Below are 20,120 nucleotides of genomic sequence, written 5' to 3' on the forward strand. Positions count from 1 at the left end.
AGCACCAGCTTGTTCTATTGTCTGTAACTTTCTATCCTTTTGCTCTTGTTTAAGACCCTATTAAGAATTGCGTTGAGACTTGCAAATAGAAATGTATAAGTCAAAACACTTCTGTTGTGGACAACGCTTGAGAAAAGTATCTGCGGTACAGATTGCAGCTTGGCACCACTTGCTGATCTTGCATCGAGACGAGTCCTTTACTTTGCAGCTTAAACGCTTGCATCGGCTCAAGCTCAAAGGGGCTAGTGGATAACACCACCCGCTTTAGCGCCGCGATCAAATCAGGGTATTTTTGCAGATCCGCTAGCAAATGTCGCAAATGTGGGCCATACACCCCATCGATCGCACTCGAATGCTGCACTAACTGCTCTAACGAAACCAACTGCCCACTTAAGTGATGAAGTCCGACTTGCACTAGGTACGGGTTGCCGCCTGTCAGGCTCATCAGTTCTGCAACCGTCTCGTCGAGGTTTTCAAGCCCATAGCGCTGTGCCAGCTCCATTACTTGTTCTGAATTAAATGAGGGGAGATCGATCGCAAGTCCAGCATTAAACGGCGATTGGTGCAGATTCAACGGCACATACACCTCCGTGGAGTGAATTAGCACAATCCGCAATTTTTGCCACAACTCGCTTTTGGCATCGCCATACCGTGCTTTCTCATACCAAGCTCGCAGCATCCCGAAAAAATCCGCCGCAATCTGCGGATAGTCAAACACGACATCAACTTCATCTAGTGCAAGCACTAGAGGCTGATCTAGCTTCGATAAAATATAGCTCTCAAAATAGTTCGTGCAGTTGTAGCTGTTGCCAAACAGGTCATCCCAATGTTGCTCAAGCTGATTTGGCAGTTCAAGAGTCTGCGTAATAACCGCACACAGCCATTGTAAAAATCGCTTCAAATCCGATAAAACCACTGTATCTGCTAATCGCAGACTGGTCATTGTAGTTAGAATATGCTGTTCTCTCGCTTGAGACAGCACTTTGGCGGCTAGGGAGGTTTTCCCCATCTGCCGAGGCGCTTTGATGCGGACTAAAGCACCCGGTTGCAGCAATCCCTCGTAACACAAGGCTTCACTCGGTGGACGACAAATATAAAACAGAGAATCGCTGGGAAGTTGACCCGTCAACATCACTGGTGGACGGCTGCTCACTGGTGCCGATTCTGCATCGGTGTAGTCCTCCGTTCCCAGTGTCAACCCGAACGCACGAAAGTAGCTCTCTAGCGTCTGCTGATCAACTGAAACTTTGCGCCCCCGTACTCTTGCGAGGGTGTTAGGACTTAGACCCGTACGATCGCTGAGTTCCTGTAATGTGAAGGATTTACCAGAATTGTGCTGATCTGCGGCGTGCTGTTCAGCTGCTTGCAAGCGCTGCCATCCTCTTGCATTAAGCATAATTCCGCGCTTCCGCTTGATGGGTTGACTTCGGTGAGGCATAGAGTAGGACCTGAAAATGGATTTTGACGACTAAAGGTAGTGAAATCAACTGAGAAGGCGAAAGCAACAGAAAATTTTATATAACAAAAATATTAAAACCTACCGATCCCCACTCCTACACCTCAAATCCTCTTCCGCAATATCCCCAATACAGCCATCTCCAAATAGGCGCTGTGAATACTGGTTTTAGTTGCAAGTCATTGATCACTTAAGCTTGGTCGTCTAAGTTTTCTGAGTGTAACCACTGGTTTGTGCTGAAGATAAATTGTATTTTCTCCCAATTCTGACAAGAAAACTATATTACTTAAAGAATTTCTTTAAGTTTCTTCAACTAAGTTTAAACTAAACTCGATATATCAAAGTATCTATTGCATGTCTTGACAGACGACAGCTTTTCAAAGCACTTAGGCTCGACCTAAACCAAGTGCCGAACAAACAGCTTCTAGCTGAGGTGCTGAAACACTCAAAGGTAAATTGACAACCGTGGTTTTCTCAAAGTTTTTACTGGTCCTTACTTAAATTGTGGTCTTAATTGGTGATCTTGAGTAGTCAAAGAATAAGTTCAGGGGCAAACTTAAGTATGAAAAGTATAAAGTAGTAGAATTTACTGTCCGCATAATCCTCAGTTCAGTAAGCTGTAAATGTAATCCCTCTGTTGTTCTCTACACTGCCCGCCGGTTCTATTGAGGACTACTAAAGCTTGCTGATAGCTTCCCTAAACCAGTTCCTGATAACGTCTTGATTGTAAAAACACTTAGGGTACGTGAAGACCAAGCTATGAAACTAAAGAAATACTTAGCTTTACCGAGGTTACCAATAAACTGGAACAAGCGCATCATAGGCTCTGTACCTAGAGAGGATCGGCGTCTGGATGGCAAAAAGCTTAATTTCAAAATAACTCTTGTAATGCTAAATAAATAGCAAAAAGTTATTGCATCTTCAGCTTAATAGAAATCCTCAGAACATAAAAGCGGCGCACCTTTTGAAAAACGTAGTTAATAGTCTGTTACTACTGGCAGTACTCAATTAACTTTTCATTTCACTTTGGACGCTGATTTCAATTCTTTGATTTATCGTATGTTTCAATCTAATTTAAGGGTTCGTAAATCTTGCCTTACACGCTCCAATGAAAACAATCTTGGTGATCGAGGACGATGAAACAATCCGGTCAAATCTTCTAGAAATATTAGATTTGGAAGGGTTTCGGGTGATGGGTGCAGAGCACGGTGCATCAGGAGTTCGTAAGGCAAAAGCTTACTTGCCCGATTTGATTCTGTGTGACATCCGCATGCCCGAACTAGATGGGTATGGCGTTTTAGAGGAGCTTCGTAGCCACGTCTCAACAGCGGCAATTCCTGTCATTTTTCTCACCGCTAAATGCGAACATCAAGAAATTAGGCACGGAATGAACTTAGGTGCAGATGACTACTTGATAAAACCGTGTTCGGTCTCCGAGTTGCTCGACGCGATCGCATCTCGGCTGACCAAACGAACTGCGATCGCTCAACTTTACGCGAACGAACAGCGCCAAGCCGTCGAAGCCCTCCAACGCGGAGCCACTTTCGATCCACTCACGAGTCTGCCGAGTCGTGGCTTGCTCTGTCAGCAAATTCAGCGCTGGACTTCAGAACAAGCTCCGGTTAGCCTTGCTAAGTTTCAAAACAAGAACGGCGCAATTTTCAGAGAAGCCCATGGAGCGATCGCCATCTTCTGTCTCAACATTCATCGATTTCGCTCGGTTAACGCCAGCTTTGGTTATGCAACTGGCGACATTCTCCTAAAAATGGTGGCGCACCGTTTAGCAAAACTCGCCGACTCTCATGGGCTGCTCGCTCGTCTTAACAGTGACGAATTCGGGATTGTGCTGACTCATAATCCTCAGGAAGCGGAAGTCACGGAGTTAGCACAGCAAATTATCAATTCGATCGGGTCCCCCTTCAAAATTAACGGGCAAGAAGTTTGCATTCAAATTAGCTTGGGGATCACGCTGACTCAAAACCTGGCTCAACATCCAGAACATCTCATTAGTCAAGCTGAAACTGCCCGTCATTGGTGCAAACAACATGGGCAGAGCTATTGCTTCTACACATCCAGCATGGATGAACTCGAAGTGGAGCGTCGCCTCATTGAGATGGATTTGACCAAAGCAATCGAGCGGGCCGAGTTTCAGGTGCATTATCAGCCCCAGGTCAATCTCAAAACGGGCGAAATTGTTGGCATGGAATCGTTGCTGCGCTGGAAGCATCCTGGACGGGGTATGATTTCTCCTGCAACGTTCATTCCGATCGCCGAAGAACTAGGATTAATTATTCCGTTAGGAGAATGGGTACTCAAAACGGCGTGTCAGCATGCAAAGGTTTGGCAGCAATGGAACTCAGTGCCCCTTAGAGTGTCAGTTAATCTCTCAATGCGACAGTTTCAGCAGGAAGGCTTTGTCGATCGCATCGCCGCCATTCTAGACGAAACAGGACTTGATCCTCATCTTCTAGTCCTGGAATTAACGGAAACTTGCCTGATGCAAGACGTCAAAGCGACTGTCTCGATCTTGTCGAAGCTGAAGAGTCTAGGCATTGAGATTTCGATTGATGACTTTGGCACGGGATATTCATCGCTGAATTATCTAAATTCTTTACCGATTGACACGCTAAAGATTGATCGATCCTTTGTTCAACATTTAGCCACAAGTGAAGGAGCGAATGCGATCTCAACCGCTATTGTGGCCATGGCAAAAAGTTTAAGGATGAAAGTTGTCGCTGAGGGTGTTGAAACCGTTAAGCAACTGCTGGTGCTTCAAGAGATGGGCTGCCAAGTCATGCAAGGCTATCTCTACAGCCCCGCTATTCCTATTGCTGAGGTCAAAATACTGCTACAAGCCGATCGTCGCTTTCAGTTGGTCAGCGCTTAAAATTTTGTAAGTGGAGAGGGGTTACCTGCAATTCGCCGCCCCACTTCTGAGGAGACGCGCGATCGTTCTTGTATGAAAAAGCAGTTTCTGAGTGCGTCGTTTGCACAATCGTTTCAGTGCTAACCACGAAATCAACAAAGTATTTTGTACACTGAAGCCGCAGCCATTTGAGTTGGATCGTATACGATCCAACTCAAATGGCTGCGGCTATCCCAATATAAGCACTTTTGCAAGAAGTTCGATGAATGCTGAAATCAGTGCTACCCCATTGAAGCGATCGCATTAAATTCAGGACTGATTGCCTCTATCTCTTAAACGGCCGCGAACTCAGGCTTTTGTGTCAGATCTGTAATCATCTGTCTCATTTGCTCAATCCCTTATTGAAGCGATCGCATTAAATTCAGGACTGATTGCCTCTATCTCTTAAACGGCCGCGAACTCAGGCTTTTGTGTCAGATCTGTAATCATCTGTCTCATTTGCTCAATCCCTTGCTGATGATGGTGACCGACTTCTTGCTGTTGAGAAAGCAACACCGCGATCTCATCAAGGGATTGATGAAGTCCTGCCACCACATCTTGAATCGGTTGAAGCATCTCGTGGTAAAGCGAGACTTTGCCAACGACCTCTGCGGTGGACGCTCTTTGAGCCTGAAGTGTCTCCTCAAGTTGCCTCAACTCATGACGTTTCGCATCTTGCTCCTCGGCTTGCGCATTCATATACTCTTGCGCTTGCTGAACAGCACTGCGAATCTGCTCAATTTGAGCCTCGACGGTTTCTAGCTCATCTGCTTGCTGTTGGCGCTGAGCCTCGATCTGCGTCAAAATCGGACTTAGATCAATGCCGCTATTGACCAGCGTTGGATCGGGTTTACCTGTTCTTCTAGCGATGACTGCTTTATGCTGACGTAAAATCGTCTCTTTCTCGATAAGACTACGGCGCTGCCCAACCAGCGTTTGATTGAGAAACTGATAGGCATCTTGCTCATCGGCCAATTCAGCCTCTAAGCTCATGCGATCGAACTCACTCACCTGCTGAATTTTTGCTCTGAGGGCTTCAAGTTCCTTTTCTTTGAGATCAAGTTCCTCTTCCTGCCCGTGAACAAATTGAGAAGACTGATCAAACTCTTTCTGTAGCGTTTTAGCGATCGCTTGCAGGTTCTGCAAAGGCATAGTTTCTAGAGCATTTAGATCCACTTGGGCTGTCTCATTGACTGTACCTCCTGCGGTTATTTGGCTTAGTTGCTGGTATAACTCGTTGGAGCGCTGAATTTGCGAACTCACAAATTGCGCGTGCTCCTGTTTAGTGTTCAGCACCCATTCTTGTGACTTCGCCTCAGTTCGCGCCTGCTCTACTGCTTCCTGAGCTTGATGCCAAACATGCCACTGCTGCTCTAATCTTTGCGACTGCTGCTCAGTTTCTTCCTGCTTTTGGTGCAAGGCTTGCTGGTGTTGCTCCAACATGTGCCAGTGGTGCGTCAGAATAGTTTGCTGCTGACCCAGAATCTCATAAAGCTGCTGAAGGTGAATGTTTATCTGCTCTGAAGAAGCACTTCCATCACAAATTTGCTCCAAAAGTTGATGAATGACCTGCGCTTTTTCGGTGTCTAACACTGATGCTCCCAACAACTCTGCTCGTTGGTCTTCAAGCTGCTGCTTTTGCCCTTGCAGCTGATCCCACGCGCCTTGCATCTCTTGACGTTGGCGCTCCATCTCTTCTTGCTGCGCCATTATTTCTTGGCGCGTTGTCTCAAACTCTTGACGCTGTTGCTCCAAGTGCTCAAAGTCCGACTCCATCTGCTGAAGTTGTTCCTGCCGGGATTCCATTTCCACTTCCCGACGGTTTAATTCTTGACTTTGATATGTCAATGACTGCTTCCACTGCTCAATCTCTTCTTCCTGTGTCTTAAACTTCTCTTGCAAGCGCGAGAAGTTCTGAAGAATGCTCACTAAGGGACGACTCGCTTCCTGGATGCGCTGCACTTGCTTACTTCCAGTTAAATCAACTAGCAGCAATGTTCCAGAGCCATAGCGATTTGCCTCCTCCGTTTGGACTGACTCATCGCCAGAAACCGCAGACCAATTTTGTTCCGTTCGTTGGCAAGCAAGTAGCTTCAACTCGCACTTGCCACCACCCATGATCCCGCCTTTCTTCTGGATGACTTCTGCTAGATACAGCACGCTGATAGTCCTCTTCCGTGTCTACGCTCAATCCTAGAGATGTAGTTTGCCCAAATTCTGTTCAATCCGCTCAGACGCTTTAAAGCTTCTGCTGACGACATCATTCTTACTGTCGATTAAGAAGCTGCACGTTGTAACTTAATTCAACGGCTTGCAATTCAACGGCTTGTAAAGTGCAATCGATGGGTTGGGCAAAGTCCTTCTCCTCAAAGTATGCCCAGGCTTGTCCCATTCCAATCGCTTTACTGAGTTTAGATAGATACATTGACCGATTGCTGAGTCGAGGTGGCGAGTTTTGGATTGTTACGATCGCTGTTCCCACCAAACTATTAAATGGGATTTGATCTTTAGCCCTAATTCTTCACTTGTTCTTTAGTAATAATTTCTGAGGTATTCAGCAAACCTAAGTAAAGTTTGTCATTTTAATCAATTTAGTGGATACAATGTTTGGGCAATTAGGTTCCTGCTGAGCGTCCATTCCTAATTTCTATTTTTAGGGAAAATCGATGATGCGACTTTAGCGTTGCACCGTTTCTAGGTTGGCATGATGAACGGCTAAGGCCAATGCTACAAAAAACTAGTCGAGTCAGTTTGAAAAACGTAATTCCTTCAAGAGCAACATCGTGTTGAGTGCAAATCTACGTTCTAGAAAATGGTTGAACTAAATGCAGGGACAGTTGAGTGAGATTGATATTCGTAGTATCCTCCAACTGATCGAACTCGGTCAGCGTACAGGTGAACTATTTGTGCAGGGATATCCAACTTGCAGTTCTAGTTTCGGCGGGCTGGTATCTCCAGACATTCGGCTGCCTCAGTCCACTCCTTCCTGGTTCATATTTTTTCTCAATGGACAAATAATTTATGCTGGTGAGACAGAAAGTGATCTGTCGCGCCTCAGAGACTATTTACGCCGTTATAAGGCAGAAACGACGCTCAATCGGGCGGTTGCTTCTGCGATCGCGCCGTTCAACACTCCTGAATATGGTTACCTGTGGTCCCTGTTAGAAGCCCATCTCCTCACTCCTGCCCAGGGACGCAGCATTCTTCAAAACATGGTTCATGAAACTCTGTTTGACTTGTTGAGCTTGCCCCAAGGATCATTCACGTTTGAATTAGGCACGCCGTTAACCCCTCAACTAACTACTTTAGAAATTGCGCCATTACTCACAAACATCATCAAGCAAGTGCAGGAATGGAAGCAGCTACAGCCCCATCTGCAGTCGCCAGATCAATGCCCAGTAGTTGCTAATGCTGTTCTGCTGCGAGAAGCGCTGCCAGAAACCACTTTTCAGACTCTCGATCGCTATGCCAACGGGCAAACCTCTCTTCGCAAAATTGCACGTTACCTAAACCGCGATATTTTAACAGTCGCAAGGGCAATCTATCCCTATGTGCAACGGGGATGGTTGCAGCTAACGCACCCTTCATCTGAAGAATCTGGAGCAAATCGCCCTTCTCTAGGTGGGCGGCGGGCGGCTCGAGTTCCACGAGTTGTGTGTATTGACGATGGAGCCACCGTTCGCAAAGCAGTCGAGTATATTCTCGATCAGCACGGATATGAAGTCAGTACCATTGATGATCCTCTAAAAGCGCTAAGTCTCGTATTTCAACTCAAGCCCGATCTTATTTTGTGTGATATATCAATGCCTGAATTAGATGGATATGAACTCTGTGCTATGTTGCATCAGTCCACCGCATTTCGACAAACACCAATTGTCATGCTAACGGGCAAAGATGGCTTTATCGATCGGGTTAAAGCCCGCATGGTAGGCGCAATCGACTATTTAACAAAACCGTTTGGGAAGAGCGAACTTTTGATGCTAGTAGAGAAATATGTCGGACAAGGGCAACCGGAACCCCCTGATCCACATCATCCAGCCACTCACGATCTAGAAGAACTTAAATTAAATATCACCTAAAGCAAGACTGCACAAAGTTCTTTTTTACAGATGTCAGATTAAGTGGGTGTTCGAGGGTACGTTAAGGTTACGACGTTTCGGTTTACTAGAGTCAATTTCTCCCGGCATCGGTTCAGCCAGCAAGCAGGTAAGGGGTTATGAGTACAGTTCTGGTCGTGGAAGACAGCGTCACGCAACGGGAAATGATTACGGATCTGCTGAAAGGCAGTGGATTAACAGTGACCGTCGCCGCTGATGGAGTTGAAGCGTTGGAACACATTCAAGGAAAGTGCCCTGATTTAGTGGTACTGGACATCGTGATGCCCCGCATGAACGGGTATGAGGTGTGTCGACGACTCAAGGCAGACCCCAAAACTCAGGGAGTCCCTGTCGTGATGTGTTCCTCAAAAGGTGAAGAGTTCGATCGCTATTGGGGCATGAAGCAAGGCGCAGACGCCTATATTGCAAAACCCTTTCAGCCGACCGAGCTAGTCGGCACAGTCAAGCAGTTGTTGCGAGGTTAAAGACAGGTGTGATGGTCGGAAATCCAGATTTCTTAACGGGTAGAGGGCAAGATCAAGCACCCGAATTTCAGGAACTTGAAAGTCCAGAGGGAGAATTACATTTACGATTTTATACCTCTTCAGGAACTGAATTTGCGTTGCCTGCTACCGGAATTCGAGAGGTGCTTTCTCCATCTCCCGATCGCATTACCCCTGTTCCCAACGTTTCGCCTCTCCTACTCGGAACCTTAAATGTTCGTGGACGGGTCGTATGGGTGGCAGATTTAGGTCAATTTCTAGGCGATGCCGTTCCGTTGAACACGGACAAGCCTGAGATTTCTGTCATCGCGATCGAAGATCAAGATATTATGCTCGGTTTAGCCGTCGATCGCATTGTTGGAATGGAATGGCTTGATGTTGAGAATGTACAACTACCAACCGCAGTACCGGATAGTGTCTCACCCTTTCTTCGAGGGGAATGGGTGATGAATGAGGCGAACAAACAATTTTTGCGGTTGCTAGATCAAGTTGCTATTTTGCGCTCGGCGCGGTGGGCAGCATGAGAATTGCTCTAAAATCAAAAACTCTTCGTAGAATCAAGCTTAATCATCGCTTTCTCCAGAAACCTGGGAATGCTGTCTTAAGGATAATTGCGTTCAAGTCGGTGGATTTCTATTCCACTTGAGGTCAAACTCTTATTTCCAGCTCTCTGGAGAATTGTTTTTTCGACAGACGCAGCGCTCACTGATTCTTATTCAGATGTATCATTCTCACTTTACACTCACTGCTCATTTTTTCAAAATTGCTCTGTAATTTATTAAATCTTTGTAGCCAAGCTTTTGGCACAACGGCGTACATGCAGGAGGAGGCACATGGCACGAGAGACTGAATTTGCCCAAGAGTATCAACAGGCAGAACGCGCCTATATGCAGGGCAAGTATCAAGAGGCTGCTCAACTCGTCGATCGCTTGGTCAACGACTATCCACAAGAACCAAGCGCGCGGCTATTGTGCGGGCATATCTACTGCTATGGTCTTCAGCAATATAAGGTGGCACAAGAGCAGTACCAGTCTGTGTTAGCTCTGACGTCCGATCCGGAATTTGTAGACTATGCCAACAGTGGTTTAGCCTATGCGGGTCAATTCACCGATGATCTATCCGATGACTTTGATCTGTCCGATAACTCCAATAGTGATCTGGAAACAGATCATGATGCATTCGATCACCTTGCAACAGCGTCGGACAACGCTTTCTCAAAGTCTAGTTTTCTAAACGAGAATTTTGTATTGGACGACCTCCCGTTTGAGTCGGAGGAGTCTGCTCTATTTAGCGAATCTCCTTTTGCCGATCCATTTTCCCATCACAATGAAAAGACGCCAACAGAATCTGAAGCAATAGATGATCCGTTCGCCCTAAATTCCTCTGCTCAGATCTCTGAGGCGAACGTAACTTATGGGAAGGCGGACCAGTTCTCGTTTGATGGGGATTCGATTCACGCCGCTCATAATAGCAACGGCGCTGCAACGGTCTTAGAAGAGTTTGATAGTATTTTTGCAGTTGAAGAGGAAGACGATCGCGCCGACTTTCAATCTTTTACACCGCAAGCCGACGCATTTAACCATTCTCAACCGCCTGAAGCTCCTTCCTCCAACGGCATGAATTTCAACCCGCGAACGATGGGTGAAGACACTTTGTTTATGGGAGGTCCTGACTTCTATGATGAACCTAATAGCTCTGAATCTGACGCATCTGTTGGGCAGAATCACCTCGGCGCGTTTTACAGCAATTCGGGTAGTAGGAATGGTGGCAGCTCTGCGCCGCATCTAGATCAAAATCAAGGCAACACAGGCTTCCTTGATGATTTTGACGATTTTGATGACATACGCAACCTGTCTGACTTTGACTTGTCTGAAGATTCTGCTGGCTTTACGAGTCCCTCTGTCAGCAGTGGATTTGGGTTTTCTAGCAGCATTGCTACCTCTCCCGAGGGAGCAAATATTGATTTTGGAGAGGATGAGCGTTCTTCCACAATTCGAGAAGATGAACTTTTTAATATTGCGAGTACTAGCGAACAGATTCCAAGCTTTACTCAATTGGAACATCAGACGAGTGAACCCACTCCTACAGTTGAACAAGGTTGGTTAGCTCCGTTAGAAAATGCTTCGTTTGCCTCTAAGCAAATTATTACTGCTCTGGCATCGGGAATAGTTTCAGCCGTTGCTGTTGCAGCCGTTAGTTTTGTTTCGGCAAATTCTGCTACTCAGCAAAATAATACGGCGGTGGTTTCACAGCTCCGAACCACTGGAATTTTGATGGCACTGGCAGGGGGAGTGTGTGCAGGCGGCACTGCCTTAGCGGTTGGACAGGTGACGGCTAGGCAAATGAAGCGATCGACGCATGATCTTAAGAGTCAGTTTGAATCGGTCTGCCAAGGAAACTTTAATGCTCGGGCGACAGTTTATTCAGAAGATGAATTGGGCGGGCTGGCAACTGAGTTTAACCAGATGGCGCGGGTCATTTTAACCACGACCAGTGAAGCCCAGCGCAAGGCAGAGGAACAAGAGCAAGCTAAAGAAGACTTGCAGCGTCAAGTCATTCGCTTGCTAGATGATGTAGAAGGCGCTGCACGAGGTGATCTGACGGTTCAGGCGGAAGTTACTGCCGATGTTTTAGGTGCAGTAGCAGATTCGTTTAATTTAACCATTCAGAACCTTCGTGAAATTGTGCAACAGGTGAAGCAAGCTGCCCGTCAAGTCAGCAAGAGTTCGACGGAGAATGAAACATTTGCTCGGAGTTTGTCTTCTGATGCGTTGAGACAAGCGGAAGAACTGGCGGTGACTTTGAATTCTGTTCAAGTGATGACAGACTCTATTCAACGGGTGGCGGAAAGCGCTCGTGAGGCAGAAGAAGTCGCTCGAACCGCTTCCTCAACTGCTCTTAAGGGGGGTGAAGCCGTAGAACGCACTGTAGCGGGTATTTTAGAAATCCGTGAAACGGTGGCTGAAACGACTCGAAAGGTGAAGCGTCTAGCGGAGTCCTCTCAAGAGATCTCTAAAATCGTGGCATTGATCTCGCAAATTGCCTCCCGAACCAATCTCTTGGCACTCAATGCCAGTATCGAAGCGGCACGAGCTGGAGAAGCGGGACGAGGCTTTGCAATCGTCGCCGATGAAGTGCGTCAACTGGCTGACCGCGCCGCTAAGGCCTCCAAAGAAATCGAACAGATTGTGTTGCAGATTCAGGGAGAAACCGGGTCGGTGATGACGGCGATGGAAGAAGGAACCCAACAGGTGATTGAGGGAACTCGACTAGCAGAACAAGCCAAGCGATCGCTAGAAGACATTATTCAGGTCTCTAGCGTGATTGACACCCTTGTCCGTTCTATTACTGCTGATACGGTAGAGCAGACGGAAACGTCACGAGCCGTGTCTCAGGTGATGCAATCGGTAGAACTGACTGCTCAAGAAACATCTCAGGAAGCACAGCGGGTGTCGGGGTCGCTACAGGGTCTTGTTGGGGTGGCCCGCGACCTGCTGACCTCCGTCGAGCGGTTCCGCGTTGAGACGATCGAGCGAAAACAATCCTAGATTCAGAAGAATTTGTGCATTCATCTAGGATTCGTCGGCTACAGTAAAGCCAACAACTTAGAATTTGATTGCTTCGCAGAGCATCGAGTCTAAGCAATAGGATGATCTATCCCAGCGATCGCACCTCTAGGAAAGGTCATCCATCTTCTGAAACCTTTGCTCCATCGCGTACGGAGACGGTCCGACGGAGATCACTCAATCTAACGAAAGGGACATTGCAATGCAGCCGGAACAACAGCAGCGAATCATGGGCTACTTTATTGAGGAGGCAAAAGACCACCTCAATACCCTTGAGCAGGGTTTGTTGAATCTGCAAAGCACCATTGACGATCCAGAAATGGTGAATGAGGTGTTTCGAGCAGCCCACTCTGTGAAAGGGGGAGCGGCTATGTTGGGGTTAAGCAGCATCCAAAAGACTGCCCATCGCCTCGAAGACTATTTCAAAATCTTAAAGGAAACACCTAGAATCAAGCCTGATCAAAAGCTAGAAACTCTTTTATTACAGGTTTTTGACACGTTGCAAGCGTTGTTAGAGCAACTGCCAACGCCAGCCGGATTGACAGATGAAGCCGCAGATGAGGCAATGACAGCGGCTCAGCCCGTCTTTGAAGAACTTAGCCAATACTTTACGTTGCTAGAACGTCAGGCGGCAACATTAGAGCCGTCACGACCCAGTGCTGACCGAGAAACTATCATCCAGGCTGAAACACAGTTGGACGCTCATGCGTTGGTGTTGATTTTTCAAACTGATGTTCCAATGCAATTACGGGAGATGTTGCAATTATTTCGGCAGGCAGAAATGCTGTCGGATGGTCGCGATCGCTTACAAGATTTCTGCCAGGGTTTGAGGGATCTAGGCGAAGCGTTTGGCTTAACGCAGTGGATCAATTTGCTAGAAGTGACCCGACTAGCGATCGCGCACTCTGAAAATTCTTATCGATCCCTAGCACCTATTGTTCTGAAGGACATTAAGCAGGCGCAGGATTTAGTACTTCTGGGACGAGCACAGGAAATTGCTCCTAGCAGTGAATTACAAGCGTTAGTTCCAGCTCAAACCGAATCCTCAGTAGATTCGGATCTGGCGAGCTTCTTCGCCATAGCAGATGGTCTAGAAGCGACAAACGAACTCGATTTCAGCGACTTCGATTTGGCGGAGGCTGACTCCTTTACGCTGGACCTTAGCGAGTTCGATGTGGCCGCAACAACGCCTGCTGATGCAGAATCGGCTGATTTGAATTTTGATAGTCTGTTTGACCTATCCGATTTTGCCTCTGTTAGTACTGATGAAGTCAGTGAAACACTGCGCGATCCCTCAGCGCTTGGTGAAGCCAATCGCAATGGACCAGAAATGGGTATGGCAGAGTTGAACAGTTTGGCTGACCTTTTTGAAGGAGAAGTTCCAGATCTAGGCTCAACTTGGCAGAAGGAAGAAGTGATTAGCGCTGCTCCTGCCAGCTCTGAGCCTGATGGCTCTAATGGATTTGATGGGAACACAAACGACTTTTCAGACCTATTATTTAATACACCTGTCACTAACGAAGCTACATTGGCCGGCTCAGATGACGATTTAAGTAGTTTGTTTGGAGACGCTTTACTAGAAGCTTTTGATGCTTCTAACGCAACAAGCGATAGTTTTGAACTGTCTGTGCCGTCGTCTGAAATGCTGGCCACAGGTGAAGATTTATCAGTAGATATCAGCGCCTTAAGTGACAGTATTTCAGCAGATTCAGCAGCGTCTGATGCAGTAGAGCTTGATCCTAATAGCTTAGATGTGGAATTTGCTCAACTTGAGACAGAGGAGACGTCTGATTCGCTCACCAATCTCGGTGAATTATTTGCAGGGTTAGACGAGAGTGATTTAACGTTCGATGCCGTTAATAGTTTGCAGAATAATTCTTTCTCAAGCGACTCTCTTCTTAATGAGCTTGACCTGAGTGGGTTATTTGAAGCATTGCCCGTCAATGTTGATGTTGAAGCTTCACTTGATGCATTCAACAGTTTGGAAGAAAATCTCACTCCTTTTGAGAACTCAGAGGTTGACTCCGTTTTTGAGAAGAGTGATTCAATCGATGAATTGATGGGGTCTGCGATCTCAGACTCTATCTCTGAGGGCAGTTCTATAGATATCTCGAACTTGAGCGATCCATGGAACGATACTCAATTAAGTTCTCTTTTCGATTTAGAAAATTTGGAGTTAAACGTTCCTTTTGAAAACGCAGATGCTCAAAATGCGAATGATTTAGATGAACTAATTTTAGATGACCTAAATGCTGGCCTAGAAGTGACTCATTCAGTTGAGACATCAGTTGAAACAGAGACAGGACAATTTGATCCGCTAGATCTTTTGAATTTTGTCTTAGAAGATAATGCTCTGCTAATCGAGTCTGCATTCACAGAAGAACAAGTAGAGCGTGAGTCAGAAAATTTATCAGAATTCTCACTAAGCTTAGACGAGCTCAGCTCAATAGATAACTTACTGAGTGCAGAATCTAATTTACAGCTTTCTAATTTACAGCTTGATGAATTAGTGGAGTTGTCCAACGAACGATCTTTGGGTGTTCATCCTGATGCTGAGACAAATTTCACACTAGACTTGGAGAGTTTGGATAATCATCTTCTAGATTCAGAAACACTCGATCCAAATAGTGTAGACGAGTTACTGAATCAAACCAACACAGAAGCTTCTTTGCTAGTGGAACTCGATTTAGAAGTAGAAGGGCTAAACGATGATTTTTCAGAAACAGTTAGTTTAGATAATTTAGATGACTTGATAGATGAAACCGTTACGCTGAATTCTGCCCTAGGGCCAGATTCACTAGAAATAGAGTTTTCTCCAACAGAGCTAAATGGGTTATTTGAAACTGAAAGTCTGGTTAATGATGAGTTTGGTAGCACTTCTAGCTTGGCGGAGCAACTAGGCGGACTACTCGATGATGATTTTGAGACAGTAGAGCCAGAAGCTAACAATTCACATTCGCTGGTTGCCGAAACAGTTGAGCTAGAGACAGTTGAGCTAGACATAGAAGCTCCGTCTGATTTATTCGATGCTGTAGAAATAGAATCTCTGGAAATAGATGTAGAAGAGCTATCTGCTAACCCTGACGGTTTATTAAGTTTAGAATCAACCGAAATTGATGAGCTATTCAGTCTAGATGAGTCATTGCTTTTAGAACAGATACCTCCGTCAGAGGAGACTTCTAGCACTGAGCTTTCTTTGAATGATGACTTCTTAAGCAGCTTAATGGCTGATGTTCCCGAAAGTTCTGAAAAGATTTTTGGGGATGCTTCTTTTCCCAATCTAGAAGACCTAGACTTCTCTCTGAGCGAAACGCCTGAAGAAGTGGCGTTCCCTTCAGATACTCAAAATGAACTGTTGCATAAATCTGACCTGAACAGTTTGGATGAGGTGGCCTATTCAATAGACAATTCTAGTACCAGCTTAGAGTTTGAGGGTTTAGATCTGGAAGAGCCATCTTTAGGTTTAGCAAGTGATGATTTAGACTTTGAGGGTCTGGATCTGAGTACAGATGAGGTGGCCTATTCAATAGACAACTCTAGTATGAACTTAGAGTTTGAGGGTCTAGATCTGGAAGAGCCATCTTTAGGTTTAGCAAGTGGTGATTTAGACTTTGAGGGTCCGGATCTAAGTACAGATTTAAAGATTGATGATGTAGACTCTGAACTTTTGGAGCTGAGCTTAGACGATCTGGAGTTATCTACAGAAGCCCCTGATCGTCTCGAAGACCTAGAGAGCTTGCTCAATGATGCTCCTAGTGATGCTGTTGAGCAGGAGTTTGATCCACTTGTAGAGGCTGAAATTGCAGAGGCAGCAACTACTTCTTTAGATAACCTAATCCCACAGCAGGAGCTATCAGCGTCAGCCTCAGATGAGGTAGAACTTGATGCTCTAAATGCTCTAAATATAGATAGTCTGCTGGATGAAGATAGTTTGTTAGATGAAGGCTTGTTCGAGAACTCTGGTTCGCCAACAACGGACGATTTAGATAATCTCGATCAGTTACTAGAGGCGACCAGCTCCTTCGATAACCTTGATGTATTCCTGAACGACGACCTTGCAGCATCTAACCTGGCAGCCGAGGACGACTTTGACAACTTTGCGGATCTAGAGTTGCTTCTGTCTGATGCACCTGATGCGTCAGTAACTTCACAAACCTCCTTCATCGAGTCTTCTGAGGTAGATACAGAGTTTGATGATTTAGAGAAGATGTTGGAGGACACCAACAACGCGATGGGAGGCTCTCCAGCCGTCAAAGGTCGAACTGTCGCTTCATCAGGACGTCGTGCGCCTCGTCCTACTAAGGGACTAAGCGAACAGACTATGCGAGTTCCGGTGAAACACCTCGACAATCTGAGCAACCTTGTCGGGGAACTCGTTGTCAATCGCAATAGCTTAGAGCAAGACCAAGAACGCCTGAGGCAATCGCTGGATAACCTGCTGTATCAGGTGCAGCAGCTAAGTGATGTTGGTCAACGGATGCAAGATTTGTATGAGCGATCGCTGCTCGAAAGCTCTTTGTTAGCCAGTCGTCAACATCATCGCGCGCCGTTTGGTTCGCCTGAGCGTCATAGTAATGACACAAGTCCTACTGGGGTAGAGTACGATCCTCTAGAAATGGATCGCTTTACGGGCTTTCACTCTCTGTCTCAAGAGATGATTGAACTAATTGTGAGAGTCCGGGAATCGGCGTCTGACATTGAGTTCATCGTCGATGAAACCGATCAAGTGACTCGTATGTTCCGGCAAGTCACAACCCAGCTTCAGGAAGGATTGACCCGCTCTCGAATGGTTCCCTTTGCGCAAGCGGCGGATCGGTTGCCTCGTGCTGTGCGTGATATCGCGATGAAGTGCGGTAGACAAGCCGAATTGGTTATTGACGGTCGAGATACGCTAATTGACAAGATGATTTTGGAGCATCTCTACGATCCTCTGACCCATCTGGTAAACAACGCCATTACTCATGGAATCGAATCCCCGGAAGTGCGACAACGGGCAGGAAAAGCTCCAACGGGACAAATTACGATTCGTGCTTTTCACCAAGGTAACCAAACGGTACTTTCGGTCTCTGACGATGGGGCTGGAATTGATATTGAGCGGGTGAAAATAAAAGCGATCGAGAAGGGCTTAATCACCTCGGCAGAAGCTCAAACTCTGTCTCGATTAGACATCTACGATTTGCTTTTCCATCCTGGCTTTAGCACGAAAGATCAGGCGGATGACTTCTCAGGGCGTGGAGTCGGTATGGATGTTGTGCGAACGAGCCTAAGCGAGATTCGCGGCGCAATTAATACAGATTCTGTGCAGGGTAAGGGAACGACATTCACGATCCGGTTGCCGTTGACGCTTAGTATCTCTAAGGCACTTTGCTGCATCAGCGATCGCGCGCGGATTGCCTTCCCCATGGACGGTGTTGAAGACATGCTGGATGTGCCCAAGGAGCGTCTTCAAACTAATGCTGAAGGACAACATTCTATTTCATGGCGGGATGTCATGCTGCCTGTTCGTCCACTCAACGAGCTTCTCGCTTACAGCCGTCATCTCAGCCGAGGCACGGTTTATGGCGGGAGTCAAGACGATGACATGGTATCGATCGTGATTTTACGAAGTGCAGGCAACTACTTGGCCCTCCAAGTGGATCAGGTGCTGGGCGAACAGGAAATTGTGATTAAGCAACTCGAAGGCCCTGTGCCAAAGCCAGTGGGAGTAGCAGGTGCAACCGTTCTGGGAGACGGTCGGATTATGCCGATCGCAGATGTGTTGGAACTGATTGATCTCTCTCTCGGTCGTATCCGTCGAGATGTCGGCAGCATGTGGGATCAAGGTGCAGCCCAAGGTGTGACTGAAACGATTACCACTAAGACGGAGCCAATGGTTCTGATTGTGGATGACTCGATTACGGTGCGCGAATTGCTTTCAATGACGTTTAACAAGGTTGGATATCGAGTAGAGCAAGCTCGCGATGGTCAGGAAGCTTGGGAGAAGCTACGGTCAGGATTGCCGTGTGATATTGTGTTCTGCGACATCGAAATGCCAAGAATGGATGGATTAGAATTCCTTTCGAGAATTCAGAAAGACCCCAACTTGAGCAACTTACCGATCGCGATGTTGACCTCACGCGGGGCGGATCGTCACCGGCAAATGGCGGCATCATTGGGAGCTAGTGGATATTTTACTAAGCCCTACTTAGAAGAGGCTCTGTTGGATGCTGCTCAACGAATGCTGAAAGGTGAAGTCTTGCTTGCTAGCAATGGCTAATTTCCCTCAAGATTAATTAATCTCAGTGGAATTTGGGTGGAATTTGGTAGGGGATAGTTTAATAACTATCTCCTTTTTTGGGTGGCAAAGCTGCACTTTATAGCTGTCGCCATAGGAGTTTGGTCCCCCGTGATCGCAAAAGCTTACAGTTACGACTTGCGTCAGAAGGTGATGCAAGCAATTGAGGCTGCATCTTAACTCCTATGGCGATAGACATATATCAAATTTATGAAAGTTAATTCAACCATAAAGACAGAATTACCTTATTCAACGCTTTCTTAAGAGTGAAATAGAAGATGGGAGAGATCAAATTTATGAAAGTTAATCTAACCATAAAGACAGAATTACCTCATTCAACTCTTTCTTAAGAGTAAAATAGAAGATGGGAGCAGATTAGTGCTCTAAGCAAAAAATTTGGGTTTGATCTCTGCTTACATCGCGATCGCAGAATGACTCCGCGACGCAATATAAATAGAAATCAAACCCAAGTTTGAACCGATAAGAATGTCTCGTTATTTCCGACGAGGCACTTTGTTCAGGTAGTCGATGCTAGATGCCGAGACACTTTGAGCGTAGTTGCCCTTGTTCGACACTGAAGCTGCCATATCGCGATACTTGCGAGGATCGCCTTCTGCCAACTGACGCTCTTGGAACTTCTTAGCAGAGAAGTTTTTCACCACAAACTGCCAGTCGGTCTTCACCGTTCCAGCCGTTTCGCGGAAGTCTTCGCCATAGCGAGGCGTCACCAGATTAAACGGGCGACCTTCCATCCGACGACGCTGATAGGGAACCGTGTACTCCCCAAACGCTGCCGTATATTCTTCGCTATTGAGCAACTCATCCACAAAACCCTTAAAACCCTTGGTGGCAATTTTGATTGACCAAGCGATCTCTTCGTCTTTGTTATAAGAGTCACGACCCAAGAAACGCTTGAGGCAAATCTGCACCAAGCGATAATTGTTGTTGACTTCGACAACAGTGCTGTAGAACCGGCTAGACTTTGCTAATTCAGCAATGAATCCACGCACCGTAATCGAACCGTTTCTCAAGCGAGTTTCAGATGTGATCTGACGGTTAAACTTTAGCGTTTCATGTTCACTGAACACTTGCCGATAACACGCCCAGATGAGCGCTTCCATTTCGGTTGAAGAACCGATGTCTTCCAGCCGGTAGATATAGGGCGTATCTTCGTTTTGATCCACCTTGCCGAAGTTCTTGACTCGGTGATTTTGAGTCGTGGGCTTATAGTCGAGTAAGGGCAATGCCATGCCAGAATCTCCCCCGTAATAAATAAGGTAAGTCTGTTTTGAAGAATGGATGTATCATCCACGTCACAC

At 46.4% G+C, this 20,120-nt stretch carries 10 protein-coding genes; 6 read left to right on the forward strand and 4 right to left on the reverse strand.

From position 1 onward, the window contains the following. Positions 1-100: 100 nt before the first annotated feature. Positions 101-1,438, reverse strand: a complete 1,338-nt coding sequence (locus tag AC5I6P_RS25670; protein ID WP_495696614.1) for an AAA-like domain-containing protein — start codon at positions 1,436-1,438, stop codon at positions 101-103. Between the two features lie 1,126 nt (positions 1,439-2,564). Here AC5I6P_RS25670 and AC5I6P_RS25675 point away from each other — a divergent pair. Next, complete coding sequence (locus tag AC5I6P_RS25675) at positions 2,565-4,343, forward strand: EAL domain-containing response regulator (protein ID WP_495696615.1); 1,779 nt, start codon at positions 2,565-2,567, stop codon at positions 4,341-4,343. 423 nt (positions 4,344-4,766) lie between these two features. Here the strand turns inward: AC5I6P_RS25675 and hmpF are convergent, their stop codons facing one another. Together hmpF and AC5I6P_RS25685 are read right to left on the reverse strand one after the other, a co-directional pair. Next, positions 4,767-6,521: a pilus motility taxis protein HmpF gene (hmpF, locus tag AC5I6P_RS25680; RefSeq protein ID WP_495696616.1), complete on the reverse strand. Its 1,755-nt coding sequence runs from the start codon at positions 6,519-6,521 to the stop codon at positions 4,767-4,769. Between the two features lie 106 nt (positions 6,522-6,627). Beyond that, positions 6,628-6,786 (reverse strand): hypothetical protein, encoded by a 159-nt coding sequence (locus AC5I6P_RS25685; RefSeq protein ID WP_495696617.1) that lies wholly within the window; start codon positions 6,784-6,786, stop codon positions 6,628-6,630. 400 nt (positions 6,787-7,186) lie between these two features. Here AC5I6P_RS25685 and AC5I6P_RS25690 point away from each other — a divergent pair, with 400 nt between their 5' ends. From AC5I6P_RS25690 to AC5I6P_RS25710, 5 genes are all read left to right on the forward strand, one after another. Beyond that, positions 7,187-8,440 (forward strand): response regulator, encoded by a 1,254-nt coding sequence (locus tag AC5I6P_RS25690; RefSeq protein ID WP_495696618.1) that lies wholly within the window; start codon positions 7,187-7,189, stop codon positions 8,438-8,440. 137 nt (positions 8,441-8,577) lie between these two features. After that, positions 8,578-8,943 carry a response regulator transcription factor gene (locus AC5I6P_RS25695; protein WP_495696619.1) on the forward strand — a complete coding sequence of 122 codons (366 nt, stop codon included), beginning with the start codon at positions 8,578-8,580 and terminating at the stop codon, positions 8,941-8,943. Positions 8,944-8,954: 11 nt separating this feature from the next. After that, on the forward strand, positions 8,955-9,485 hold the full coding sequence (locus AC5I6P_RS25700) for a chemotaxis protein CheW (protein WP_495696620.1): 531 nt from the start codon (positions 8,955-8,957) through the stop codon (positions 9,483-9,485). A 309-nt stretch (positions 9,486-9,794) separates the two neighbouring features. After that, the gene (locus AC5I6P_RS25705; protein ID WP_495696621.1) at positions 9,795-12,509 is read left to right on the forward strand and encodes a methyl-accepting chemotaxis protein; all 2,715 of its coding nucleotides are present in this window, start codon (positions 9,795-9,797) and stop codon (positions 12,507-12,509) included. A 220-nt stretch (positions 12,510-12,729) separates the two neighbouring features. Further along, positions 12,730-18,783 (forward strand): hybrid sensor histidine kinase/response regulator, encoded by a 6,054-nt coding sequence (locus AC5I6P_RS25710; protein ID WP_495696622.1) that lies wholly within the window; start codon positions 12,730-12,732, stop codon positions 18,781-18,783. A gap of 512 nt (positions 18,784-19,295) precedes the next feature. Here the strand turns inward: AC5I6P_RS25710 and cpcG4 are convergent. Continuing rightward, positions 19,296-20,051 (reverse strand): phycobilisome rod-core linker protein CpcG4, encoded by a 756-nt coding sequence (gene cpcG4, locus AC5I6P_RS25715; RefSeq protein WP_495696623.1) that lies wholly within the window; start codon positions 20,049-20,051, stop codon positions 19,296-19,298. Between the last annotated feature and the right edge of the window lie 69 nt (positions 20,052-20,120).

It is taken from the genome of Myxacorys sp., assembly GCF_059501405.1.